The organism is Myroides marinus (assembly GCF_900109075.1).
Taxonomy (GTDB): Bacteria; Bacteroidota; Bacteroidia; order Flavobacteriales; family Flavobacteriaceae; genus Flavobacterium; species Flavobacterium marinum_A.
The window spans coordinates 60,294-84,688 of the sequence record NZ_FNYS01000002.1 but is presented as its reverse complement, the minus strand read 5'-3'; the positions used below and the strand labels follow the sequence as shown (position 1 = coordinate 84,688).

Here is a 24,395-nt window from a genome sequence, read left to right as displayed (position 1 = left end):
ATATGTATGTATTTTTAAGGAGTTATGTTGATAAAATGTGTATAACTTACACGTTGCAGTTTTGCTAAAGATTAAATATTCAATCATAATGATTAAATTTGCATTTAAATGCTAGAAATAAGATTTGTATGAGTAAAATACTATTAGTCGATGATCACCCTCTTATTGTAGAAGGATACGTACTGGCACTATCAAAGAGCAAGGCAGAGTTAGGGAATATTGAGTTTGAGAAAGCTTTTGACTGTTTGACAGCTAAAGAGACTATAGATGCTGCTGCAGCTCGAGGAGAATCGTTTAAGCTAGCTATAGTTGACTTTTCTCTTCCTACTAAAGAAGGAGGGACTTTAGAAGACGGTGGCGATATCGTAGCTTATATACAGAAGATGATGCCTAATTGTAAAACTATTATACTAACAGGACATACAGAAGTAATTACCATCTATAATATAGTGAAGAACATTAGACCTGATGGACTAGTGAGTAAACATGAGATAACACCTGATAACCTATTAGAGATCGTTAAGAGTGTAATGGGAGGAGATCGCTATCAGAGTGATATCGTTAAGCATTGTCTAAGTGAGATTGTGCGTAAAGAGGTAATGTATGACGATTATAATAGGGAGATATTAGTACTTCTGTCTAAAGGATATAAATTACAAGAGTTAGAAAATCACATTCCTTTATCTAACCCTGCAATTAAGAAGCGTCTGGCGAAGATGAAGAACGTCTTTGAAGTGTCAGATACAGCTAACTTAATTCAGTTAGTACTTAAAGAAGGATTTGTATAAGATATAGAAATAAGCACTTCATTTGGAGTGCTTATTTTTTTGTATATTTGCATTGTAATTCGCTTTGATTGAATGTGTTATTTCTTCAATAAGTATACTAATCAAAGTAATTATTTCTTTTCTATTTAGAGATAAAAAACACTATTCTTGTTTATCTCTCTTTTATTTTTAACAAATATTTTAACGTTTATTAATTAGCTGTAATTCTAGTGCTGATAAGGGTTTGCTAGTGGTTTGTTTGGATGTTGTTCGGAAAGTAGGTTGTTTTTGCTAGGGTTTACCGAAGGATACCCAAACAATGCCCAAACAAAGTACTTTTTAATCTCTTTAAAGCCTTGTGTTTACTGAGTTTAAAGCTTTTTGTGGTTTGGTATTTTGCTCTCTATTTTGCTTTATTTGTTAAAAAATTAACAATAAGTAAATAATTCTATTTAAGATTTTTTTTAGTCACCTAGATCTGTCACAATGAAGTAATTCAAATATTTGTGTTTTGGGCGTTTGTTTGCTTTTTTGTGTAGTATTAGTTGTTTTTGATTATGATAATTGTCATTTTTTAATGCTTTGAGTGTTAGTACTTTTAATCTCTGAAAAAAAAGATAACGTATGAAAATCGAACAGATATACACAGGCTGTATAGCGCATGCAGCATATTATATAGAGAGTAAAGGTGAGGCAGCTATTTTTGATCCATTAAGAGATGTGGATCCTTATATTGAAAGAGCGGATAAGGACAATGCTGTTATCAAGTACGTTTTTGAGACTCACTTTCATGCAGATTTCGTTAGTGGACATTTAGATTTGAAAGAAAAGACAGGAGCTAAGATTGTCTTTGGGCTTACAGCTACACCGAGTTATGAAGCTGTGATAGCAGAGGATAACCAAATCTTTACACTTGGTGATATTCAGATTAAAGTACTTCATACTCCAGGACATACTATGGAGAGTAGCACATATCTAATCATAGATGAGAATGGTAAAGAACACGCTATTATAAGTGGAGATACTTTATTTATCGGTGATGTAGGAAGACCTGATCTAGTGCAATTAGTCAAATCAGAAATTACAGAAGAGATATTAGCTAGACACTTATTCCAATCGTTGAGAAACAAGATCATGGTACTACCTGATGATATTATCGTATACCCTAATCATGGAGCCGGATCAGCCTGTGGTAAGAATATGAGTAAAGAGACAGTGGATACACTAGGGAATCAAAAAAAGACAAATTATACGTTAAGAGCTGATATGACTGAAGATGAGTTCGTAGTAGAGTTATTGACTGGATTAGCTACGCCTCCTCAATATTTTCCTAAGAACGTGCTGATGAACATTACAGGATACGAGGAGCTTGACAGTATCCTAGATAGATCAATGAATGCCTTGACTATAGCTGAGGTGAAGGAGTTAATAGAAAAGGAGAATGTGATAGTTCTAGATACTCGTAATCCACAGTTGTTCTCAGAAGGATTTATGGTAGGTAGTTTAAATATCGGACTTAATGGGCAGTTTGCAGTATGGGTAGGAGAATTGATCAAGGATATTAAAGCGCCAATAGTAATTATAGCCGAACAAGATAAAGTGGAAGAGAGTATGATACGTTTATCTCGTGTGGGATATGATAACTATATTGGGTACTTACAAGGGGGCTTCGAGGCGTGGAAAGCCGCTGGTGAACCTGTACAAACTGTTACGCGTATTACTCCTGCTGAGATGGATCAGATGTATTTAGATACTAAGGGGGTGCTGCTAGATGTGCGTAAGATAAACGAGTTTAAATCGGAACATTTAGAAGATTCATTAAGTTTACCCTTAAATCAGTTAGAGGATAAAATAGACTTATTGTCAAAAGATAAACGATATATTATATACTGTGCTGGAGGATATAGAAGTATGATGGCAGCATCTATTATGTATAAGCATGGGTATACTAATTTGGTAGATGTATTAGGAGGCTATAACGCTATTAGTAAAGATAGTTCACTAGACCACACAGACTTTGTGTGTCCTACATCTATGCTTTAGACTAAATTAGGTATTAGAGGTGGCTGTATACCTTAGGACGTGGTAACACATAGATAGGGAATAGAGCGGTATTAGCCATTTCTAGTACTGTATTTAGAAGCAACTTTTTCAGTTCTAGTTTCTTTTATATTTGGTTTGTTAGTAATACTGTTGTTAGTATATAGTTGATTGCCTGTTGTAGTTAGGCAATGTAGAGACTAGAATTGATTAAGTTTTTTAAAAAAGAGAAATATTTATGTGAAAAACAGGCTAGGTATTAATAGCTTTGTTATTCATAATAAACATAATAATGGCAAAAACAGTAGGGTTAGTAGGTGTAGGACTGATCGGAGGATCTATAGTATTAGATCTAAAGGAGAAAGGTTTTGCAACTAAAGTGTTGGCTTCAGATTTATCTGAACGCAATGCTAAGAAGGCTTTAGAACTACGTATCGCTGATGAGATAGTAGATCTAGACGTGTTAATCGAAAAATCAGATATAATCATTATAGCAACACCAGTTAACGCGAGCGTTAAGCTGGTATCGTATGTGTTAGATAGAGTAAGTGATGGGCAGTATGTAATGGATGTGGGGTCTACGAAGTCATTATTAGATAAAGAGATAGATGGTCATGCTAAACGTGATCAGTTCGTAGCTACACACCCTATGGCAGGTACAGAGTTTAGCGGTCCTGAGGCAGCATTTAAAGGGCTGTTTAAAGATAGGGTAGCTATTATCTGTAATCCAGAAAAGTCTAATCCGAAAGCGCTAAATGCAATATCAGAATTGTACTATCACTTAGAGACTAGAATGATATTGATGGACTCTAACTCACATGATGAACACGTAGGATATGTGTCTCATCTATCTCATGCTATATCATATGCATTAGCTGTAGCAGTGTTAGATAAAGAGAAAGATGATACGGCTATCTTTAATTTAGCAGCAGGAGGTTTTGCTTCTACTGTTAGGTTAGCTAAGAGTTCGGTAGATATGTGGTTGCCTATATTCGAACAAAATTCAGAGCATATCTTACCTATCCTAGATACGTATTTAGATAAACTGACTCAGTTTAAAACGTATTTAGAACAGGGAGATACTAAGAACCTAGCAGGTTTTATCACTGAGGCAAATCGCATTAAGGATAAACTTAAAAAATAGGTATTAGTACGCTGTAGATACGAGAAGTATTGAGTAAATTGTTTGTTTTTAAAAGGTATTGATATGATAACACATATAGTAATGTGGAGGCTGAAAGATGAAAATAAAGAAGCCAATAAATTAGAGATGAAAAGACTATTAGAAGGTCTTAAAGGTAAAATAGATGTATTAGAGTCTATCTCAGTAGCGTTTAACGACGCTAATGCAGATACTAAAAACTTCGAAGTAATCTTAAACACTACGTTTAAGTCTTTAGAAGATTTAGATATCTATGCTAAACATCCAGAACACTTAAAAGTAGTTGACTTTATAAAATCAGTAGTGACTGAACGTGTAGCAATAGACTATTAGGTTATATAGGATATGATGATATAAATAAAAAAAGTTAGTTATTTAGTTATCGATTTTAGTTTAAAAGCAGTTTGTCTTTAATGACGGGCTGCTTTTTTTTTGTTTATAAGGTTTTAGCATTGTCCATAATGAGATGTAATAAAGATAGTGTACTAGCTTATTTATTTGCTATTCAAATATTTTAACAGTTTTTATAGTAGTATTCAAACATCTGTTTGTAACGGTTCTAAATAAGATTTACGTTTGTCTAGGAAAAAAAGTTATAAGTATGTTTTTTAAACGAATGATACTGTTGGTAATATTCATTACTACAGTTAGTTACGGACAGGTGGTGAATGTAAATGGGGTAGTGCTATCTGAGGATAATAAGACGTTATCTAATGTAGAGATAGGGTTAGTATCTTCTAATGGAGAGTATAATACAGAGGTCAAAAGTGGGGTGGACGGTAGTTATACTTTTATGAATGTTCCTCATGGTCATTATACTATTGTGTATTCTTATAACAACTTTAGTGACTTTAAAACGATTGAGGTGAGTAAGGCTAATGTGTACTTCGAGCTTAAGGTGGAAGGGCAACACAAAGTATTAGATAACATAGATATCGTTATTCAAAATAAAAAGCAACAACTAGAACGCACTGGTTATGCTATGAATGTAATCAGTATCGATAACGCAGCATATCAGTCTGTACAGACTAATGAACTATTAGATAGAAGTGCAGGGGTAAAGATACGCCAGGATGGAGGCCTAGGATCTAAGGTAAGCTATAATATCAATGGATTATCAGGTAGGTCTGTACGCATCTTTATAGATGGTGTGCCAGCTGAGAATTTTGGATCTGCTTTTTCTATTAATAGTATTCCTCCTGCATCGATAGAACGTATAGAAGTGTATAAAGGGGTAGTACCAGCATATCTGTCTCAGGATGCTTTAGGTGGTGCTATAAACATTGTTCTTAAACAGAAACGCACAAGTAGCCTTAATGTATCGGGTAGTTATGGTTCTTTTAATACTAATCAATATAATGTGAATGGGAGTTATAGAGCTGATAATGGATTAACTGTTAATGGTACGGCATTCTATAATTATAGCGATAATAATTATCGCGTCTATGGTCCTATGATTAGAACATCTGATGCTGAGGGTAATATCACTTATCTGACTAAAGGGGCTAAGCGATTTAATGATGCGTATGAATCTTATGGTACGCAAGTCAATGTAGGATTTACTGATGTGAAGTGGGCAGATAAGTTTTTTATAGGGACTGTGTTGTCAAAGGGATATAAGGAACAACAACACGGTAGTACGATGGAGAAGGTGTATGGTGATAGACATAGTAGAAGAAACTCAGAGATGATAGCTCTTAACTATGATAAGAAGGATTTCTTAGTAGATGGATTACAGTTTAAAGTGGATGCTAGCTACGGTAACTACACTAGACAGGTCATAGATACTGTAGGAATTATGTATGACTGGAGTGGAAAACCTACTTATGATAAGGATGGTAATATTATTTATCACAATGGTAAGGCTGAGGTAGGTGATAAGCAGAGTATGCGTAAAGACTTAGATAAAAGCTTTGCTCTACGTGCTAATCTTTCGTATGAGTTTATAAAAAATAATATACTTCACGTTAACTACTTTCACAATACGTTTAAACGAAGTGTCACTGACCCGAAAGAACATCCTGTGGTGCAAAGTCTAATCAATACTCGAGATTTACAGAAGGATATCTTATCAATCTCTTATGAGAATATCTCATTTAAAGAAAGACTTCGTACTAATCTGTTCTATAAGAATTATAATCAAAAAGCGACTTCTAATGAACCAGAACGTATAGATAAGGATAACTATAAGATTAATCAGTCTGTGATTACTAAGAAGTTTGATGGGTATGGATTGTCGCTGTCATATAGAGTTTGGGATAGTTTTTACTTATTGACTTCGTATGAGAAAGCTATCCGTATGCCAGCAGAAGAGGAGCTGTTTGGTAATAGTTCAGAGAATTTGTTGTCTGCTATTTTATTAGAACCAGAGAAGAGTACTAATGTCAATATTGGTTTTAATGCTGGTCCGTTTAGATTAGGAGATCATGTGCTGAGTGTTAATGCAACTTATTTTTATAGAGATACTAAAGATATGATTCGCTTAATACCTGATGACTCTAGGGGAGAGTATGCTAAGTACGAAAACTTAGAAAACGTATTAAGTAGAGGAATAGATGTGGAGTTGAATTATTCGTTTAGAGAAAGGCTGATGTTCAATTTTACGGTGTCTAAATTTGATGTATTGTTTAATACTGAGTTTAATAAAAGAGGAGAGCCGTATCCGTTCTATCGCACACAGATTAGAAATGAGCCTTCATTAAAACTAAATGCTAACCTGAGTTATACATTTAAAGATTTATTCAAAAAGGGGAACTCTCTAAATGTGTATTACAATGTGTATTATGTTGAGGAGTTCCATAGAAACTGGAAGAATGTAGGAGGTGCGGGATTAGATATTATCCCTGCTCAATATCCTAATGATATAGGTGCGATGTATCAGTTGCACAACAAGAAGACTACGATAAGCTTTGATGCTAAAAACATATTTAATCAACATATATATGACAATTTCGGGTTGCAAAAACCTGGTAGAGCATTCTATGTCAAAGTAACACATTCATTTTTTAATTAATACTAAATAACTATGAAACTTAATTTTCGTGCACTGACTGGTGCTGCATTCATTACTGCCTTATTGTTCAGTACAGTAGGGTGTTCTTCAGATGATAAAGATGGACCTGTAACACCTCCTATTAAAGTAGATAGAGATTTTCAGGTAGCTTATGCTAGTGGGTCAGGATCACAGTCAGCAGTGTATTTACAAGGGTTAAACGATATATCTAAAGGAGAAATCTCTTTTTCGGGTAAAGGGTATCAATTGCCTTCATCTAGAACAGCTAGAATCTTTATGTCTAGTGATGGTAAATACGTATATAATCTTAATTATACAGTAGGAGACTTAGCAAAGTATGAGTATAAAGGTGGACAGAACTATGTGAAAATAGGAGAAATTGATTCGTCTAAACCATTAGGAACTAAGACAGGTAGATTTACTAAGATTAGTGATGAACTAGGATCTGTGCATTATATTACTTCGAAGCCATTATTCACACAAGGGGATAAAGGGGATTATATCCGTAATGAAATGACTGCAAGTATTGGTCTTTTTGATTTGAAAACTATGTCTATTAAACCTGGATACCAATCTAAGATAGATATTCGCTTAGATGAGAAATTAGAGAAAGAAGGGTATCATATCTGGCGTATAGATGCTCCTGTAGTATCTAATGGTAAGCTGTATTATGGTGCAGGATTTAGAAAGTATAATGCTAAGACAGGAAAGAATGAGTCGTCTAATTATACTGCTGTATTAGTGTTTAATCAAAATGACTTGACTAAACCTAAAGTGCTGTTTACAGATAAAGTACAGGGGGATACAAATGGATATAGAACACCTACGCTTTATAAAAATGAAAGAGGAGAGGTGTTAGTAATGGTTAATAATAAAGAAGGGAATAAAGGACAGACTAAAGTAATCAAAATCGTAAATGATAAGTTTGACACAGGGTCTATCTTTGATTTAGGACTAGCTCTAGGTGGTAAAGATGTCTCTAGTAACGGTTGGTTTTATGCTGCTAATGGGATAGGATATATGCCTTATGAGAGATTAAATGAGCAAGGGATACAAATAGGTGTTGATAAGGATGGACAACCTACTTATTCTAGCCCATGGGGATTAGCTCGTATAGATCTTAACACGAATACTGCTGTAGATCTTAATGTGCCTAAAGGTTTATGGTTGACTCAGTATCAGACATCAGCTGTTAAGAATGGTGTATTCTATATTGCTTTAGCTCCTATATCTGGTAAAGGGAATATCTATATGTTTGATATCAACTCGACTGCTAAAGATGGTAAAGTAGGGGCGGCTATAACATCTGGTGCTGACCAATATTATATAGGCGTTTATTTTTAATTAGGCTTAAAAGATACATAATCATAATTGAGGAAGGTTTGTAGAGAAGTTAATTCGCTGCAAGATAAGTGTATTGCTATGTAACCCTCTAGTCATATGACTAGAGGGTTAATTTTTTACTACTAAACTACTTGTCGTTTAGTATAAGTATCTTTTTTAGTTACTGATTATTAATTATTTATGTTTAATTTTAATGATAACAAAAAATATAAAAGCTATAAATATGAAGAAAATTACACTGTTATTAGGACTAATGTTATCTGGATTAACAATGACTGCACAGACTAAAATTGACTTTACAGATATTAATATTGTTAATCTAGGAGACGGACAGCGTTATGTGAAAGATGTAAAGAGTCCGAATAAATCTCTTAATGGAAAGATGCGAATCATCAATGGGGTGACTGAGCAGTATATAGATGTGGACTTAAAAGATGGTCTGCTAAATGGAAAGTGGGAGTACTATGACAAGAATAAGCTGAAAGAGTCTCTGAACTTTAAGAATGGGTATATGGATGGCAAACAAGAAGCTTACTTCGTCGCAACGGGTAAGGCTGAGTATGAAGGGAATATGAAGATGGGTAAGAAGCATGGGGAATGGATATATTTTAGTAGTAATGGGAACAAACGTGAGATGGAAGTATATGCTGATGATAGTATGACGAAGCGTGTGACGTACTATACAAGTGGTCAGGTGGAGCAAGAACGAAACTTCAAACAAGGTAAAGAGGATGGTGTATCTAAGGCTTTTACAAACGAAGGCAAGATGAAGTATGAGCGTACATTCGTAAATGGTAAACAAATTGGTAAAGAACGCTCTCTAATCTCATCTAATATTGGTGATTACTTTATCACTTGTAATTACAATGATAAAGGGAATAAAGATGGAGACTATACTGAAGAATGGGCTGACTCTAAAAAGCTTAAAGCTAAAGGAAAGTATCTAAATGGCCAAAAAGATGGTAAATGGACAGAATGGACTTCTAGAGGAGAGGTGAAGAAAGAGGAAACTTATAAGAATGGAGTAAGAGAATAAGTATGTAAATTATGGATATAGAAACAGAGAGAAATAATTAGTTACTAAGCGTCCCTATAGTTGCTATCATATTAGAGCAGATGTAGTCAATAATGGTTAATATAGTCAAAGAGAAAAACTGGTGTTCATAGGAATGGTAGTTTTGTGAAGAGATTAATTCTCACACGTTCTTTGACATATTGAAATAATATAAGTAGCTTTAAACAAGATGATAAAGTAGCTTAATAGTGAGAGTTAGTTCTCATGAGTCTATGGCTTAATCTGTGGTTAGAAGAAATAATAAGATTGGAGTTTAATTAAAATTTATATACTTATGAAGAAAAGATTAGTAAGTATTCCAGTTGCAGTCGCTTTTGGATTATACATTATGATCTATCTGATTAATCATTCTGATAGATTTATGCAAGGTGTATTAGATGGCCTTAAGTAATCTAAAATAAAAGCTCTTAGATAATATCTAAGAGCTTTGTTTTTATCTTGTGTTATTTTATTCTTCCATTTCTCCGCATATCGGAGTTTCGAAAGCAACTTTAAAGTCTGAATAATCAGTCTTAGTAAGTAAGTACATCAGTTTAGTGATGGCAGCTTCTGTGGTAATATCTTTACCAGAGATAACGCCTATCTCTTTTAGCTCTGTACTTGTCTCATATTTACCCATGTGAACACTACCACTAGAGCATTGGGTTACATTGATTACCTTAAGTCCTTTCTTAATAGCTTCTCCTAGGGTTGTCAAGAACCATGGCTCTGTAGGTGCATTACCTGCTCCATAGGTTTCTAATACGATACCTTCTAAGTCTTTAATGTTTAAGATAGCTTCTAAAACGTTTTGCTGAATACCAGGGAACATTTTTAGAATCATTACATTGGTTGACATCTGTTTATGAACCGTGAATGGTGATTGAGGTTGAGCATAGTTAAGCAATGGTTTGTTAATGCGCAGATTAACACCTGATTCCGCTAAGTGTGGAATATTAGGCGAAGTAAATGCATTAAATAACTCGGCACTAACTTTAGAGGTACGATTACCTCTATACAGTTTATACTCAAAGTATAGACATACTTCCTGAATCACAGGTATATTGTTCTCTTGTATAGCTGCTACTTGTATAGCAGTAATAAGGTTTTCTTTTGCATCTGTACGCAAATCACCAATAGGTAACTGTGAACCTGTTAAGATAACAGGCTTGTGCACGTTCTCTAGCATAAAGCTTAGTGCTGATGCTGAATATGACATTGTATCTGAACCGTGAAGTATCACGAATCCATCAAACTGCTCATAGTTATCCTCTATCACTTGTGCCATTTTCACCCAATGGTCTGGGTTCATATCTGAAGAGTCTATAGGAGTCTCAAATGAGTAGGTCTCTATAGAGCAATCTAACATGTGTAGCTCAGGGATGCGTTCTACTAGTTGGTCGAAATTAAAAGCGCGCAAAGCACCTGTTTTAAAGTCTTTAACCATACCGATAGTACCTCCAGTATAGATTAGAAGGATAGCAGGTTTATTGTTCATTTTTTAACTTTAATTGATTGATAACAGGATTAGCATACATGGCTAAGAAACCATCTACAACAATCTTATTCTCTTTATCTACACGTAGTTCTAGACGTCTTTCGAATAGTTGTCTTTCTTTTTCAGTGTATTTATCTGCAAAAGTATTTGTACCATGCATTATATCATAAGCGATATAATTAGTAGGCCATAAGAAATAGTTTTTGATAATAATATTGTCTATTTCTGTGGCAACTGCTTGCATTTGTTTATTTGTTTTATCAAAAGTCTCTTTGATAGTATCTAACTCATTGGCTAATGGTTCTCCTACGTGGATGTGGATACCTCTTTTTTGGCCAATGATACCACTATATAAGTTGATAAAGTCTTCGTTTTTGTCTTTAACATATACTTCATCATTAGCTTTAGCTAATAATTGAGGCATCTTCATAGCATCTGTAGGATCATATTCGTAAGAGATAGATACAGGAACTATCTTTACCTTTTTAAAGTAGTCCATTAGATCAGCTTCATCAGAAGCCATTCCAATCATCTTTAATACACCCTGATGCGTGGCATCATTACCATCTTTAGTACGGCCTTCTCGCTGAGCAATCCATACTGATCTATTCTCTTCGAATAAAAGATGTTGTATATACTCAGACATTAGCTTAGAGCTCTCTAATAGTTCTCTAGGTGGTAATCCACGTTTTACTAAGAAGTTTCTATTTACTTTAGCAAGAGCAAGTAAGAAAGATTTCTGTACTAGATTATCTCCAATTGCTGAAGCAGTCATTACCAATCCATTGTCTTTAAGGGCTACGTTCAGAAGTGAAGTATCCATAAGAATGTCACGGTGATTAGATATGTATAGATAAGCAGTGTCTTTTTCTAATTTGTCAAATCCAGAAGTAGTTAATCCATTAGAACTTTTTTCTAGAATTCGTTGAATAGAATAATAGGCAAAGTCATCTTGAAATTGCTGAATAGACTTTACTTCCTTTAAGGCAGCCATCCACTGTTCTTCAGTTTTGTTAGGAAAAGTATATCCCATTAACGCTTTTATCATTGGGTGCTTAGAAATCTGTTGTAAGACTTCGTTTACCTCGTGATCGTGGTAGTGGCGTATAGAATCAAACTTTGACATTAGTGTAATATGTTATTATAAACAAGTTATGTTGTTTTCTTATGTTATATTCCAAAAACAGCTACTGAATTAGCTGTTGTTTGTTTTGCTATTTCTTCCAAAGGAAGCGCGTAAATATCTGATAATTTTTCTGCAATATTTACTATATAAGCACTTTCATTTCTCTTTCCTCTATAAGGAACAGGTGCAAGGTACGGAGAATCAGTCTCTAATACGATATGCTCAAGTGGTATTTTGTTTAAAAATTGGTCTATTTTACCATTTTTAAATGTAGCCACACCACCTATACCTAGTTTTAGGTTGTAAGAGATAGCTTTTAAGGCTTGTTCTTCTGTTCCTGTAAAACAGTGGAAGATACCTCTTAGATTATCACCTTTCTCTCTTTCTAGCACTTCAAATACTTCATCAAATGCATCTCTACAGTGGATGTTGATTGGAAGATTATATTTCTTAGCCAACTGTATTTGATACTGAAAAGCTTCTTGCTGTATTGCTAAAGTACTTTTGTCCCAATATAGATCTATTCCTATTTCTCCTACTGCATAATACTTTCTACGAGCAAGTTCGCTTTCTACTAGAGCAAGTTCCATTTTATATGTTTCTGGTTTCACATCTGTAGGATGCAACCCCATCATTAGAAAAATATTATCTGGAAATTCTCTTTCTAATTCGAACATTGACTCTGTATAACTAGAATCAATAGCTGGTATAAAAAAACGCGTAACTCCACTAGATATTGCACGATTTATTGTTTCTTTACGATCATCTGCAAAAGCATCTGAATATAGGTGTGTATGCGTATCAGTAAAAATCATTTGAATTATATTTTCTAATAATGCTTAATTATTGGTACAAAAGTACCTTTTAAAAAGAATTAAAACTACATTTGATTGATGGAAAACATGAAAGAAATACTAAAAAAGGGAGGATACAAACAGATTAAGTTTAAAATATCTAAAACGAACCACCTTTTTGTGAAGGCTAAGATAAATGGAGTACTAGGTGATTTTATAATTGATACAGGAGCGTCGAATAGTTGTATTGACTTTAGTCATATCGATCACTTTAAGATTATCCCTGAGCATTCTACGACTAAAGCTTCTGGTGCAGGAGCTAATGGTATGCATACTCAGGTATCTTTTCACAATCATCTGCAGATGAGTAGATGGCATAACAAATCATTTGGATTAGTTATCCTTGATCTAACTCATGTCAATGTAGCTTTAGTAGAATACAAAGTGCAGACTGTACATGGTATCATAGGATCTGATATACTATTACAAGGCAATGCTATAATCGACTATAAGAATCAAGTACTTTATATACAGTAGAGTTTATCTTTTAGATTTACTCCATTCCTCTGCTACAAGTTCAAGTTCTTTATACCAATCTTCTCCATATTTACGGATTAGAGGTGCCTTTAAGAATTTGTATACAGGAACGCTTAACTCTTGTCCTAATGTACACGCATCACTACAGATATGCCATTTGTGGTAATTAACAGCAGAGAAAGATGAAAACTCTTTTATTCTAATTGGGTATAGGTGACAAGAGATTGGTTTTTTCCAATCAATAAGTCCTTCATTATATGCTTTTTCGATACCACATAATGCCATTTCATTCTCATATATAACGTAAGCACATTCACCTCCTTCGATTAGTGGAGTTTCATATTCATCGTCATCGCCATATACTGAAGTACCTTGCTCTTCAATAGCAGCAATACCTTCAGGACGTAAGAAAGGTTTTACTTTATCATACACAGATCTAAGTATTTCTACTTCGCTATCTTCTACAGGAGCACCTGCATCTCCATCAATACAACACTCTCCTTTACAAGCTGAAAGGTTACACACGAATTCTTTTTCAAGAACATCTTCTGATACAATTGTTTTTCCTATTTGAAACATCTGAATATTAAATTAATGGGTGCAAAATTACAAATCTTTAATCAATTAATCTCTTTTGAATGTAGTTTAACCTTTTAAAGCATTTATTTAGTGTGAGTATAAATGTCTTGAAGCTAGTAAGTTGTTTGTTCTAGAGCAGATTGTGTTAATTATGGGCTAGTAATCAGTGTTAATATTTTTATTCTAAATAAGCTGTTTTACTGTTTTTTGTTATCGCTCAAGTGCTAATAGTGAAGACTTCTTTATTATTAATGTAAAGAAAAGGGCTTTAAAGCTTATATTTTAGGCTGTTAAAATATTTAGTACTAATGTTAAAGGATTGTGCTAGTGACTGTTTTTTTGTACTTTCGGGAGGTAAAATCAAATTCTTTATCATTCGAAATGAAAATATTTAGTTACGTAATTATTGTATTTGCTGTTGCTTTGTTAGTGTTAAATATCACTATGTTAGACTTTAATAACCTTTTTCAAGGGGATAGTTTAATTGCAATTATTGGTATTGTGGCAGTGCTATGTGCAGTATGTATAGTGTTAATCTATCGTATGTCTAAAGTTATAGACGAAAAGACAAAATAGTTCTATGGAAGTATTTGATGTTCTTATCATAGGAGGTGGTGTGTCTGGAGTATCTTGTGCACAAGTCTTGGGTAGTGCTGTAAAGAAACCTTTTGCAGCTGATAAGAAAATAGGTATTATAATGCATCAGAAAGCATCTATGCTACAAGATGCAGTATTCTATAATGCCTATGGAATAAAGCAAGGAACATTAGGATGTGATTTATTAAGCCAATCTATTGAAGACTTAAAATATTACAGTCATATTAATCAAATCTTAGAGGAGAAAGTAACCGCAGTGTTAGTAGAAAATGATGTTTATAGAGTAACAACTAATAAGCAAGAGTATTTTACTAAGATTGTAGTTGTAGCAGTAAACTCTAGTGCTACTTTTAGTATAGAAGGATTACTTGATTATGTAGAACCACATAAAAAATCACTTGCATCTAAAAATAGAATACAATTAAAGAATATAGATCACTTTGTAACAGAAGGAATTTATGTTGTAGGTACATTAGCTGGGCATAGAAGCCAACTTGCTATAGCAGCAGGTAGTGGAGCAGCAGTAGCTACTGATATTCTAACATTATGGAATGATGGCATAGAGACTCATAGTCACGATAGTAATCGTGTGAAATAGTAAGAGTAAATATCAGATATAAAAATAGGGTGTAAAACTTAGTTTTACACCCTATTTTTATATTACCGATATTAGTAAACTAATCCTACATTATCTACCCATAGACGACTACTTGTATTACCAATATATGCTCCTCCATTACTTGACGAGAATTGTACGATAAGATGAGTTACTTCATCATCTGCTGTTCCCCATCCTTCTTCGATGATTGGTACCATTTTACCTTTGCTATTTCTAGTGTAGTATGCATTACTACCAGATCTCAAAGCCATATGTGACGCATAATAACTCTGTTTTGTGATGTCACCATAGTTTACAGTTAAACGGTGTTTGTTTTGCCATGTCTTAACAGTCTTATCCATAAGTTCCCATCCGGTACCTATACGTTTAGCATGAACATTACCATCTTTATCTTCCCATCTTTTTTGTAGTAGTATCTGTATTTCAGCTTTATCAGTTCTGTTAGCATCAGTACCACTACCCATACCATTTACTTTTTTTGAAGCACCTCCAGTAATTACTTTGTAATCGAATTGAAGAGCCTTAGGTTTCTTAGTAAAAGCAATACCCGTTACTAATTTACTTTGAGGGTTTTTAGTATCTGTGATTGGCTCTAACATCTCTCCTAAGAAGATAGTACCACTAGCTAATACATTGATATTAATAACCCCTAACACTTTTACTTTTTCGATACGTGTCTCTAAACGTGCAGCATATCCATTATCTCTTTTTTCAGGAAATACAGTTACACTACCTTTAGTAATACCACTTACAGTAGCTAATACAGATGAGGTTGCCCAAGGAGATTTCTTGTTCTTGTATGGAGTATTGTTCTTTAAAGTATCTTTAGTTTCTGTTATCTCATAAAGGTATTGGGTATTACCACCGATAACAAAAGATTCTTTAATCTCACGTACCATCCAGTGATCCATATTACCTAGGCGAATAGACTCTACTTTTTCACTTTGTGCTGTAGCTACGAATGGCATAATGCTCATCAATAGCGTAAGTATTTTTAATGTTGTTTTTGTTGTCATATTATTGTTTGTTACTCTTTGATGTTATTCTTTTTAAGCATCTCTAGATCTTCTTCTTTTAAGTTCATCTTCGTATAAGGTACTGCGATATCATGATCGTTTAAGTACATACGAGCTTCTGCATTAAAAGCTCTATTTACTAAAGATAAGTCTTTTTCTAGATAAGAAGTACGGATATGAGCTGCGTTAATCATGGTATGAAATACTGCATTGGTAGAGATAGGCTTAGTTCTATTTTCTTTTACAGCATTCATTCTTTTTTTGTTATTAGCTATGTACTCATTTGAGAACCACATAACGAAAGGTATTCTTAATTGATAGTATGTTGGGCTTGGTGAAGCATGTAAGAATCTATTTCTATCATCGTCAAACAAGTCTTCCCCGTGATCTGAAGTATACAACATAGCTACTTCAGCATTTGTTTTTTCTAATGCTTTAATAGTTTGAGATAAGAAGTAATCTGTGTATAGAATAGTATTGTCGTAAGCATTAACTAAGTGATCTTTTTCAGACTTGCGCACTCCAGCTACATTATCAGGCGTAAACTTTTTAAAAGTTTCTGGATAACGTTCCATATAATTAAAGTGAGAACCATAACTATGCAGAAGAATGAATAAGTCACCTTCGTTTTGTTCAATCTCTTGCTGCATTAAGCTAACCAATTCTTCATCGAAGTGATTCTCAGTCATACGTGTTTTACTATCAGTAGTACGAATAGTTTTATAGATATCAGCCTCTTTAGTAAAGAACTCTATAAAAGAAGAATTCTCTGCTTGATTAGACAGACATATTGTTTTAAAACCAGCTTCTTTAAACGCGTGAACTATACCTTTTTTTCTATAGATAGAGTTGTAGTTTTCTGCTTCGGCATCAGATAAGATTATAGATACACTCTTGTGAGTCGTATTAGACTGAGTTAATGCATCAGGGAATACATATAAGTTCTCTTGGTTTTTAAGTAGTGGATTAGTTTCTCTCTCATATCCATATAAAGACCAGTTATCTGCTCTACTAGTCTCTCCGATAATCAATACATAGATTTGTCTTTCTGGACTAGGTACACTATCTCTAAATGCTTTAAAAGAAAAGTCTTTAGAGGTATCTGGATATCGTTTTACCTTATCCCATTTGTTCACTGCAAAACCTAAGTTATGCAGAGCATTAATAGGGTATACATCTTGATTAAAAGCAAAGGTATTCGTGTTCTTATTTGCACTGAAGAATGATAATACTAGCGAAGCAACTAATAGCAAGACAGCAGGTAATAGAGTCTGTCTTCTAAAGCTCCAGTCCAAGTAATTCTTTTGTTTCCATTGACGTATAGCAAAGACAATAGGAGGAATATATAAGAAACATACAAAAGCTATAGAAGGCAATAAGCTACCTAATAACTCATTGATTTCAGAAGTATTTGTAGTCGCTACATTAAGAAACATATCTGCAGCAATAACATCTTCACCAAATAGATAAAACAACACTATTTGGAAGGCATGTAAGAACATTAATGGGAAACACATTAGTAACCATGCTCCTGAGTTCTTAAATGCAGAGAAAATAGTCATAAATAACCCTAAAGGGAATAAAAGAACAACTACTTTACCTAATACATCTATTGGCTGAGTAAATGCAAAATAAAAGCTAGGTACCATATTCACTAGAATATAGAACCAAAATAACACTATAGGATTATTAATACATCTTTTAAAGAATCCCTTGTTTTGTATTTTTTCTGTCATCTTTCTTAAAACGATTCATAGATATTAAAGTAAAACCCACTTTGTCCTTTACCAAAGCCATAGTCTAGTCTAACGTTCACTCTATTTTTAAACTCCCATCTATAACCTATACCATAAGTAGGTAAGGTATGTGACCAGTCAAATTCGTTCATATTTTTGAACGCATTACCGGCTCCACCCCATACAGCTACACCATGACGATTATAGATCTTTTGTCTTAATTCTATTTGAGTATTAATCTGTTTTCTATCTCTGTATTGCCCCATAAAATAACCCCTCATTTGTCTAGAACCACCTATTTTAGAAAGCATTGTCCAAGGTACATCACCGTTGTTAAACTCTCCGTTTAAATCAAATGCTAACAGACCATCTTTCCACACCTGTTTATAAGCACGAGTCGTAAATTTGATATTACCGAAGTGCTTATTACTACCTAATGTTTTAGGATAAAATGTCTGTTCATATTGAATAAACAATCCCTTGCTCGGGTTTGGTATAAAATCTCTACTGTCATACGAAGCGATAAACCCTCCTCCGATAGCAGTATCTTTGCTATCTGTATCAGGTCTTACCTCTTCAGTTTGAAAGTTTCTACTCTGAATATTTTGAGCAGAGAATACCAATCCCACATAAGTATTAGGCAATACTTGTCTTAATATATCAAATTTCAGGCCTAAATGATATTCATCGTATTTTGTGTACTCACCTAAGTTACCAGCATCATATCCAATACCATAGAATTTACTAGGCATAAACTTAAACGCCATATCATAGTGAAAACGATATTTGTCATTAGGAAATATAGTTGTGTTTTCGACCCCAATAGAGAAGAAACCACTAGTAGTAAAGTTAGTATAAATAGCAACATCAGAAGGAGGTAGACTCATATCTTCTTTATCCATTCTGTATAATCCAGATGCTACGATACCTAATCCTAGTTTTGTATCTACAGAGTAACTAGGCCCTCCGATAAATGACAAGTCAAACTTGCTTTGAGATTTGTCTTTTTTAGCTTCTTCAAAGTAAGAAACTACACGGTCAAAGAATTTCTTTTTTACAGCCGTGCTATCCCGTTGTTCCTCTTGTTCGATTACATTCGTACTTTCTTGTGCGAATGTTACTGTGTTGGTTATTAAAAAGATAACCAATATTTTTGATAGTATGTAGTGTTTTGTCATATTGTGATATAAGGATGCAAATTTACATAATTTACATCTTTAAGAGACTTGACCTACATTAATAAACAATGACATTGGGTGTTTATTAACTAACTTTTAGAAAGTTTTACCTTTCTTTAAGCTTTACCCTCTGCTTACAACTAATAGTTGTGCGTAAACGATTAGTACAGAAAGTATTAATATAAAACCAATAATGAAATATTGTAAGATTGATATTTTGATATTGTGAAACTTCATTGCTTTTAAGTAAAGAATAATAGGTATTACCAAAGCGAGCACCACTCCAGCAATAGCAGCATACCCTAAAGCTAAAATAAACCCTTCTGGATAGAACAATGCAAACATTAAAGGAGGAAAGAAAGTACACACTGCAGCCAATGGCTTAATCACATTCGCTTTCTTTTCTTTAAACAGATCCTTGTAGTAGTCATATAATCCTAAACTCACCCCTAAGAAAGAAGTACCCAAAGCTGCTGCTGCGAAGAAACTAAATAGAGTCTCTATATAAGCAGAATCAGATAATTCTCTAATGCTAAGCAGTAGACCTTTTACCTCTGAGTGTTGCTGTAATATTTGCATAAATACAGTTTGATCTAGACTACCTAGTATTGCAATTTGCCATACCAGATAGATAACTAGTGGTAATAAACTCCCTAGAATAAATGCTCTTTTTAGCATCTTCTTGTTACCATCTAGATAATCAACGATACTTGGAATACTACCATGAAATCCAAAAGAAGTAAATATAGCAGGAATAGACATAATTACTAACCCTTGAGATAGAGGCATATGTAGTAAGTTTGCCCATTTGATAAGCGGAGTCATCAGAACCACTAGCAATACTAAGAATACCAATTTAGCCCCAAATAACAGACGGGTAAACCAATCTACCCATTTTGTTCCTACAATAACTATGGTACTAAAGACAATTGAAAACATCAATACAGCCAGTCGATCATCTAAGTTAGTGTTAAACAGTAAATCTATATTAGTCTTTAAGATCGTTCCACCACCAGACATATAAGCTGCTGTCAAACCATAAATTAAGAACATCAGACTGAGTCCTGCTATTCGATTGACAGTAAAGCCAGCATACTTTCTAGTCAAGGTATCAAAGCCATCTTTAGAACTATTAAAATCATAGATACGAACCATCAATAAAGCTGTATAGCACATCGCAAACCAAATAATAAATAGCAATATTGTTGCTCCTACGAACCCAACCCCTGCTGAAGTGATAGGCATAGCTAGCATTCCTCCACCTATAGAAGATCCTGCGATAATTAATATACTACCTAAAAGTTTGCTATTCATTGTTGATGATTTTTATAAAAACAAAGGTAATAAAACACAAACGATATTCTTTGTTCAACACCGAACACATCTGTTCAGACTTACAATTACATAAAGAAGAGAAAAACTAAGTGCTAGTTCTCATAAAATAGACATAATGTGAAGTAATTATTAAATATTATCATTCATATTGTCTATTTCTTACATTCTTGTCTATATTTGCAACATGCAAGCAAAGAAAAACATAGCGAGAATATTATTGGTGGTAGCCATTATGTTTACCATTGTTTTTCAGTTTGTGCATAGTTATGAGCATATTGTTTCTTCAGTAGAGTACGAAAGAGAACACAGTACACATGCTCACTTCACAGAAAAGAGAGGTGACCACTTAGATCAATTAACTTTTAAAGAAGCACACAGTCAGTTAGACAAGTGTTTCGTTTGTGATACGATACTAAATCCTGCTATTACTTCAGATATTCTATCTGTAGAATTTACCACATTTGATGTGACTAAAGAGGTTCAGGACATCGTATCTCTATCTATTATCCCACTTTCTCAAGTATTCTTTTCCCTTAGGGCACCCCCTGTATTAGCATAAATTATTGATTAGATCTCTTACGCACTTTGTAATGAGATAGATTTTTTATGTACAATTTAAATTTTTAGCGATTAAATGAGAATATCTATTCTTGTGCTTTCACTAATGGCTTCTATTGGTACCTATGCGCAGCAGTATGTTGTTAAAGCTAAAGTATCAGATATTTATGGAGAAGCATTAGTAGGGAGCAGTGTATCCTTTGCAGGTTTACAGTCTGGGACTGACCTGAAAGGACAGTTCACATCTATACCTGTATCAGCAGGTAAGCACCGATTATTAGTAGAATATTTAGGATATAAGTCTATAGATACGTTACTTAATGTAAAGTCAGACCTGTATTTAGACCTACACCTTAGAGAAGACAATACCCTGCTAGATCAAGTAGTAGTCTCTACTCATGGACAGAAGACTATAGCTAATACTGAAGTTGTTACTAATAAGAAATTAGTAGAGAGCTTCTCAGGGTCATTTGCTAAGACATTGACATCTGTACCAGGAGTGAATGCTATGGAGATAGGAGCAGGAGCCTCTAAACCTATTATTCGTGGGTTAGGGTTTAATCGTGTTGCCGTATCTGAGAATGGAGCTAAACAAGAAGGACAACAATGGGGAGCTGATCACGGGCTAGAGATAGACGCATTTAGTACAGAAGAAGTAGAAGTGATTAAGGGAGTTGGTACTATCGAGTACGGTAGTGACGCTATTGGAGGTGTGATTAAGATTAACAATGAGAAAGTACCAGAAGTACACTCATTTAGCGGTTGTGCTACTATGTTTGGCAAGACTGTAAATGATTCTTATGGAGCATCTGTGCAGGTAAAAGGAAGAGATGAGAAGTTCTTCTATAAGTTTAAAGCTACAGGACAAGACGCTGGAGATTACCGTGTGCCTGTATCAGAGATAGACTATCTGAACACTATTATCCCTATCTATGGCAATAGAATGAAGAATACTGCTTCTAAGAACTTTGCTCTATATGGACAAGTAGGCTATGTAGATGATAACTTTAAGAATATCCTTAGTATCAGTAATGTTTATGATAAGAGTGGGTTCTTTCCAGGCTCTCACGGTTTGCCTAATGTAGCAGCCGTAGCAGATGATGGCAACCACCGCAATATAGAATACCCTCGTCAGAATGTAAACCATTTTAAAGTTGTGAATACGACTACTTGGGACAGTTCAGTACAGGATAAGTGGACATTTATGGTCGCTTATCAAAACAATAGAAGACAAGAGCACAGCTTGTTTCACTCACACTTTGATGATCAAGCGCCACCTACTTCTAACCCTAACTTAGAACTACAGTTTGTACTTAACACAGTGGATGCTTCAGTGAAGTACGAGCATTTGTTTAATAACAATCACAAGTTGACATTAGGAGTACAACAGAATTTTCAGAACAATACCATTGATGGTTACGGATTCTTGTTGCCTAAATATAATAAACAAGGGACAGGAGTATTTGGGATGTATGAGTACTTTGTCAATGATAAATTAACGTTAGAAGGAGGAGCGCGTTTTGACTATGCTAGTATACACGTTAAACCGTTCTATGACCAGTATCTATTTGATTATTTGAAAGAACAAGGGTATGCCGACCAGTTAGCCAATAAGTATGCACAGAGAAGTACTACTACTAACAGAGACTTCACTAGCATAAACGGGATGATAGGAGCGAAGTACACCTTAAACGATAACCTCAATTTTGGAGCTACCGTGGGCACCAACTTTAGATTCCCCACTGCTATCGAGTTAGCATCTAATGGTGTTCACCACGGAGCTTTCAGACATGAGAAAGGTAATCCTGATTTAGACCCAGAGAAAGGTATCGCTTTAGACTTTAGAGCAGAGTTTAAGACATCAACGTTTAACACTACCTTCAGTCCATACATGTACTATTTCTCTAACTACATTTATCTTAAACCATCAGGTAAGTTTTCGATACTACCAGATAGCGGACAGATTTATGAATACACACAGTCAGAAGCTATTATTACAGGTTTTGAATGGAAAGTAGAGAAGCGCTTCTTTGAACGTCTAAATGTATCAGCAGTATTAGAGTATATCTATAATCAGCAAGTGTCTAATGGGCAGAATGGAGCATATCCATTGCCATTTACACCACCGATGAATGTATTTGGAGAGTTGAGATACAGCTTTAAAGATACCAACCTATTTAAAGAGTCAGAAGTGTACTTTAATGGGAAGTGGTATGCTAAACAAGAGCGCATTGCTCAGGGAGAAGAGATAACACCTAGCAGTCAGAGTTTCGGAGCAGGTGTATCATCTACATTAGCGTTCGGTAAGTTTAAGGCACGTACGACATTGTCTATTACCAATATGTTTGATACGAAGATCCTTAATCACACGAGTTTCTATAGACCATTAGGCATACCAGAGTTAGGACGTTCAATACAATTGATGATACAAGTACCATTCTAATATGACTGATAAGAACATACGTGCATTAGTATGTTCATTGTGGTGTACTTTATTCTTAGTACCCATACTGAACAATACTCTTCACTATGTCATCATCGATCACCACTTTGGGCAGAAGTCAGCTAAATTAGAGTACGTAGACAGTACTACCATACACTATTGTGAGCAGTACTTGTGTAAATTCTCACCAGCTATAGCGCATATAGTAGCACCTGTAGAACTATGGATAGAGAAAGCACACAGTGAATTAGTAATCGAAGTAGTAGCCAGCTATAAAGAGTGTTTGTTTCCCTTTTATTGGTTAAGAGGACCGCCGTTAAATGTGATTATATAAACTCATTTTGCAACAGGTAGAAACAAAAACATTAACTCATTTCCAGATTGTGTTTTATAAAAAAGATCAACACAATCTGGATTTAAAACATTTTAAAAAATGAAACAATTAAAATATATAGCAAGCGTAATTTTATTAAGTAGTGTATTATTCACATCATGTCTTAAGAGTGATGGAGATATAGATACAGAGAAGCCAGTTATCGTCCTAAATGCACCAGAAGAGGGAGCTAAGTTAGAGGCAGGAGAGAGTATTCACTTTGATATGGATTTATCAGATAACATAGCTTTAGGTTCATACGATATAGATATACACTCAGCAGAAGGGCACTCACATACACACAGTGTAGCGGTTAAACATGATGACCATGACCACGATCACGACCATGATGACGAAGAGAATGCACACCGCAAATCGTTTAAGTATAAAAACAGTTGGGATGATATTTACGGACAGCGCAATGCTCACATACATCACCACGAAATCGTTATAGATAAAGACGCTAAGAGAGGAGAGTACCACTTTGTAGTAAAAGTATTAGACAAAGTGGGTAATCAAGCGATGGAATATCGTACTGTGAATATCGTTAATCCTGGAGAAGGAGATCACGATCACGACCATCAGCATTAATAATCTCAAAAGTGACGAAATGATTATAGAAAATA

At 34.4% G+C, this 24,395-nt stretch carries 22 protein-coding genes; 14 read left to right on the top strand and 8 right to left on the bottom strand.

The genetic code is table 11. The features are described from left to right. Positions 1-128: 128 nt before the first annotated feature. From BMX53_RS02720 to BMX53_RS02690, 7 genes are all read left to right on the top strand, one after another. On the top strand, positions 129-788 hold the full coding sequence (locus BMX53_RS02720) for a response regulator (protein WP_038984790.1): 660 nt from the start codon (positions 129-131) through the stop codon (positions 786-788). A 603-nt stretch (positions 789-1,391) separates the two neighbouring features. Then, the gene (locus BMX53_RS02715) at positions 1,392-2,810 is read left to right on the top strand and encodes an MBL fold metallo-hydrolase (protein ID WP_074744519.1); all 1,419 of its coding nucleotides are present in this window, start codon (positions 1,392-1,394) and stop codon (positions 2,808-2,810) included. Between the two features lie 289 nt (positions 2,811-3,099). Next, positions 3,100-3,951 carry a prephenate dehydrogenase gene (locus BMX53_RS02710; protein ID WP_038984788.1) on the top strand — a complete coding sequence of 284 codons (852 nt, stop codon included), beginning with the start codon at positions 3,100-3,102 and terminating at the stop codon, positions 3,949-3,951. 63 nt (positions 3,952-4,014) lie between these two features. Continuing rightward, positions 4,015-4,302, top strand: a complete 288-nt coding sequence (locus BMX53_RS02705; RefSeq protein ID WP_038984787.1) for a Dabb family protein — start codon at positions 4,015-4,017, stop codon at positions 4,300-4,302. A gap of 268 nt (positions 4,303-4,570) precedes the next feature. Further along, on the top strand, positions 4,571-6,982 hold the full coding sequence (locus tag BMX53_RS02700; RefSeq protein ID WP_083394381.1) for a TonB-dependent receptor: 2,412 nt from the start codon (positions 4,571-4,573) through the stop codon (positions 6,980-6,982). Between the two features lie 12 nt (positions 6,983-6,994). Then, the gene (locus tag BMX53_RS02695; RefSeq protein ID WP_074744515.1) at positions 6,995-8,326 is read left to right on the top strand and encodes a hypothetical protein; all 1,332 of its coding nucleotides are present in this window, start codon (positions 6,995-6,997) and stop codon (positions 8,324-8,326) included. Positions 8,327-8,549: 223 nt separating this feature from the next. Further along, entirely contained in the window at positions 8,550-9,362 is an 813-nt protein-coding gene (locus tag BMX53_RS02690) for a toxin-antitoxin system YwqK family antitoxin (RefSeq protein WP_074744790.1), read from the top strand. 487 nt (positions 9,363-9,849) lie between these two features. On the opposite strand, the gene BMX53_RS02685 is transcribed toward BMX53_RS02690, so the two are convergent. The 3 genes from BMX53_RS02685 to BMX53_RS02675 are packed head-to-tail and all read right to left on the bottom strand — an operon-like array spanning position 9,850 to position 12,819. Continuing rightward, complete coding sequence (locus BMX53_RS02685) at positions 9,850-10,878, bottom strand: asparaginase (RefSeq protein ID WP_038988523.1); 1,029 nt, start codon at positions 10,876-10,878, stop codon at positions 9,850-9,852. Beyond that, entirely contained in the window at positions 10,868-12,004 is a 1,137-nt protein-coding gene (locus tag BMX53_RS02680) for a 1-acyl-sn-glycerol-3-phosphate acyltransferase (protein WP_074744513.1), read from the bottom strand. Before BMX53_RS02680 ends, BMX53_RS02685 begins: the two co-directional genes overlap by 11 nt. Positions 12,005-12,048: 44 nt before the next feature. Then, on the bottom strand, positions 12,049-12,819 hold the full coding sequence (locus BMX53_RS02675; protein WP_074744511.1) for a TatD family hydrolase: 771 nt from the start codon (positions 12,817-12,819) through the stop codon (positions 12,049-12,051). Between the two features lie 78 nt (positions 12,820-12,897). Between BMX53_RS02675 and BMX53_RS02670 the strand changes: the two genes are divergently transcribed. After that, on the top strand, positions 12,898-13,335 hold the full coding sequence (locus tag BMX53_RS02670; protein ID WP_074744509.1) for a retropepsin-like aspartic protease: 438 nt from the start codon (positions 12,898-12,900) through the stop codon (positions 13,333-13,335). Between the two features lie 3 nt (positions 13,336-13,338). Here the strand turns inward: BMX53_RS02670 and BMX53_RS02665 are convergent, their stop codons facing one another. Further along, positions 13,339-13,914, bottom strand: a complete 576-nt coding sequence (locus BMX53_RS02665) for a DUF3109 family protein (RefSeq protein WP_038988527.1) — start codon at positions 13,912-13,914, stop codon at positions 13,339-13,341. A 381-nt stretch (positions 13,915-14,295) separates the two neighbouring features. Here BMX53_RS02665 and BMX53_RS02660 point away from each other — a divergent pair, with 381 nt between their 5' ends. Both BMX53_RS02660 and BMX53_RS02655 read left to right on the top strand, forming a co-directional pair. Next, a complete protein-coding gene (locus tag BMX53_RS02660; RefSeq protein ID WP_074744507.1) occupies positions 14,296-14,490 on the top strand; it encodes a hypothetical protein in 195 nt (64 codons plus the stop codon). A 4-nt stretch (positions 14,491-14,494) separates the two neighbouring features. Beyond that, positions 14,495-15,109 carry an FAD-dependent oxidoreductase gene (locus BMX53_RS02655; protein WP_074744505.1) on the top strand — a complete coding sequence of 205 codons (615 nt, stop codon included), beginning with the start codon at positions 14,495-14,497 and terminating at the stop codon, positions 15,107-15,109. A 71-nt stretch (positions 15,110-15,180) separates the two neighbouring features. Here the strand turns inward: BMX53_RS02655 and BMX53_RS02650 are convergent, their stop codons facing one another. The 4 genes from BMX53_RS02650 to BMX53_RS02635 form a co-directional block, all read right to left on the bottom strand. Beyond that, positions 15,181-16,146, bottom strand: coding sequence for a PCMD domain-containing protein (locus tag BMX53_RS02650; protein ID WP_038987170.1), 966 nt, complete (start codon positions 16,144-16,146; stop codon positions 15,181-15,183). A gap of 11 nt (positions 16,147-16,157) precedes the next feature. Next, positions 16,158-17,882 carry a phosphoethanolamine transferase family protein gene (locus tag BMX53_RS02645; RefSeq protein ID WP_074744503.1) on the bottom strand — a complete coding sequence of 575 codons (1,725 nt, stop codon included), beginning with the start codon at positions 17,880-17,882 and terminating at the stop codon, positions 16,158-16,160. 5 nt (positions 17,883-17,887) lie between these two features. Then, positions 17,888-19,060 (bottom strand): BamA/TamA family outer membrane protein, encoded by a 1,173-nt coding sequence (locus BMX53_RS02640; protein ID WP_038987172.1) that lies wholly within the window; start codon positions 19,058-19,060, stop codon positions 17,888-17,890. A gap of 123 nt (positions 19,061-19,183) precedes the next feature. Next, positions 19,184-20,374 (bottom strand): aromatic amino acid transporter, encoded by a 1,191-nt coding sequence (locus tag BMX53_RS02635; RefSeq protein ID WP_074744501.1) that lies wholly within the window; start codon positions 20,372-20,374, stop codon positions 19,184-19,186. 205 nt (positions 20,375-20,579) lie between these two features. Between BMX53_RS02635 and BMX53_RS02630 the strand changes: the two genes are divergently transcribed. The 4 genes from BMX53_RS02630 to BMX53_RS02615 all read left to right on the top strand — a co-directional run bounded on the left by BMX53_RS02630 (position 20,580) and on the right by BMX53_RS02615 (position 24,360). Beyond that, entirely contained in the window at positions 20,580-20,954 is a 375-nt protein-coding gene (locus tag BMX53_RS02630; RefSeq protein WP_074744499.1) for a hypothetical protein, read from the top strand. A gap of 75 nt (positions 20,955-21,029) precedes the next feature. Continuing rightward, entirely contained in the window at positions 21,030-23,396 is a 2,367-nt protein-coding gene (locus BMX53_RS02625; RefSeq protein ID WP_074744497.1) for a TonB-dependent receptor, read from the top strand. A 1-nt stretch (position 23,397) separates the two neighbouring features. Continuing rightward, on the top strand, positions 23,398-23,730 hold the full coding sequence (locus tag BMX53_RS02620) for a hypothetical protein (RefSeq protein WP_074744495.1): 333 nt from the start codon (positions 23,398-23,400) through the stop codon (positions 23,728-23,730). A gap of 99 nt (positions 23,731-23,829) precedes the next feature. Then, entirely contained in the window at positions 23,830-24,360 is a 531-nt protein-coding gene (locus BMX53_RS02615; protein ID WP_074744493.1) for a DUF4625 domain-containing protein, read from the top strand. Positions 24,361-24,395: the final 35 nt, after the last annotated feature.

Excerpts from the sequence above, each read along its gene's own strand:
- BMX53_RS02720 (WP_038984790.1), top strand. The coding sequence starts at position 129 with ATGAGTAAAATACTATTAGTCGATGATCACCCTCTTATTGTAGAAGGA.
- BMX53_RS02715 (WP_074744519.1), top strand. The coding sequence starts at position 1,392 with ATGAAAATCGAACAGATATACACAGGCTGTATAGCGCATGCAGCATAT.
- BMX53_RS02710 (WP_038984788.1), top strand. The coding sequence starts at position 3,100 with ATGGCAAAAACAGTAGGGTTAGTAGGTGTAGGACTGATCGGAGGATCT.
- BMX53_RS02705 (WP_038984787.1), top strand. The coding sequence starts at position 4,015 with ATGATAACACATATAGTAATGTGGAGGCTGAAAGATGAAAATAAAGAA.
- BMX53_RS02700 (WP_083394381.1), top strand. The coding sequence starts at position 4,571 with ATGTTTTTTAAACGAATGATACTGTTGGTAATATTCATTACTACAGTT.
- BMX53_RS02695 (WP_074744515.1), top strand. The coding sequence starts at position 6,995 with ATGAAACTTAATTTTCGTGCACTGACTGGTGCTGCATTCATTACTGCC.
- BMX53_RS02690 (WP_074744790.1), top strand. The coding sequence starts at position 8,550 with ATGAAGAAAATTACACTGTTATTAGGACTAATGTTATCTGGATTAACA.
- BMX53_RS02685 (WP_038988523.1), bottom strand. The coding sequence starts at position 10,878 with ATGAACAATAAACCTGCTATCCTTCTAATCTATACTGGAGGTACTATC.
- BMX53_RS02680 (WP_074744513.1), bottom strand. The coding sequence starts at position 12,004 with ATGTCAAAGTTTGATTCTATACGCCACTACCACGATCACGAGGTAAAC.
- BMX53_RS02675 (WP_074744511.1), bottom strand. The coding sequence starts at position 12,819 with ATGATTTTTACTGATACGCATACACACCTATATTCAGATGCTTTTGCA.
- BMX53_RS02670 (WP_074744509.1), top strand. The coding sequence starts at position 12,898 with ATGGAAAACATGAAAGAAATACTAAAAAAGGGAGGATACAAACAGATT.
- BMX53_RS02665 (WP_038988527.1), bottom strand. The coding sequence starts at position 13,914 with ATGTTTCAAATAGGAAAAACAATTGTATCAGAAGATGTTCTTGAAAAA.
- BMX53_RS02660 (WP_074744507.1), top strand. The coding sequence starts at position 14,296 with ATGAAAATATTTAGTTACGTAATTATTGTATTTGCTGTTGCTTTGTTA.
- BMX53_RS02655 (WP_074744505.1), top strand. The coding sequence starts at position 14,495 with ATGGAAGTATTTGATGTTCTTATCATAGGAGGTGGTGTGTCTGGAGTA.
- BMX53_RS02650 (WP_038987170.1), bottom strand. The coding sequence starts at position 16,146 with ATGACAACAAAAACAACATTAAAAATACTTACGCTATTGATGAGCATT.
- BMX53_RS02645 (WP_074744503.1), bottom strand. The coding sequence starts at position 17,882 with ATGACAGAAAAAATACAAAACAAGGGATTCTTTAAAAGATGTATTAAT.
- BMX53_RS02640 (WP_038987172.1), bottom strand. The coding sequence starts at position 19,060 with ATGACAAAACACTACATACTATCAAAAATATTGGTTATCTTTTTAATA.
- BMX53_RS02635 (WP_074744501.1), bottom strand. The coding sequence starts at position 20,374 with ATGAATAGCAAACTTTTAGGTAGTATATTAATTATCGCAGGATCTTCT.
- BMX53_RS02630 (WP_074744499.1), top strand. The coding sequence starts at position 20,580 with ATGCAAGCAAAGAAAAACATAGCGAGAATATTATTGGTGGTAGCCATT.
- BMX53_RS02625 (WP_074744497.1), top strand. The coding sequence starts at position 21,030 with ATGAGAATATCTATTCTTGTGCTTTCACTAATGGCTTCTATTGGTACC.
- BMX53_RS02620 (WP_074744495.1), top strand. The coding sequence starts at position 23,398 with ATGACTGATAAGAACATACGTGCATTAGTATGTTCATTGTGGTGTACT.
- BMX53_RS02615 (WP_074744493.1), top strand. The coding sequence starts at position 23,830 with ATGAAACAATTAAAATATATAGCAAGCGTAATTTTATTAAGTAGTGTA.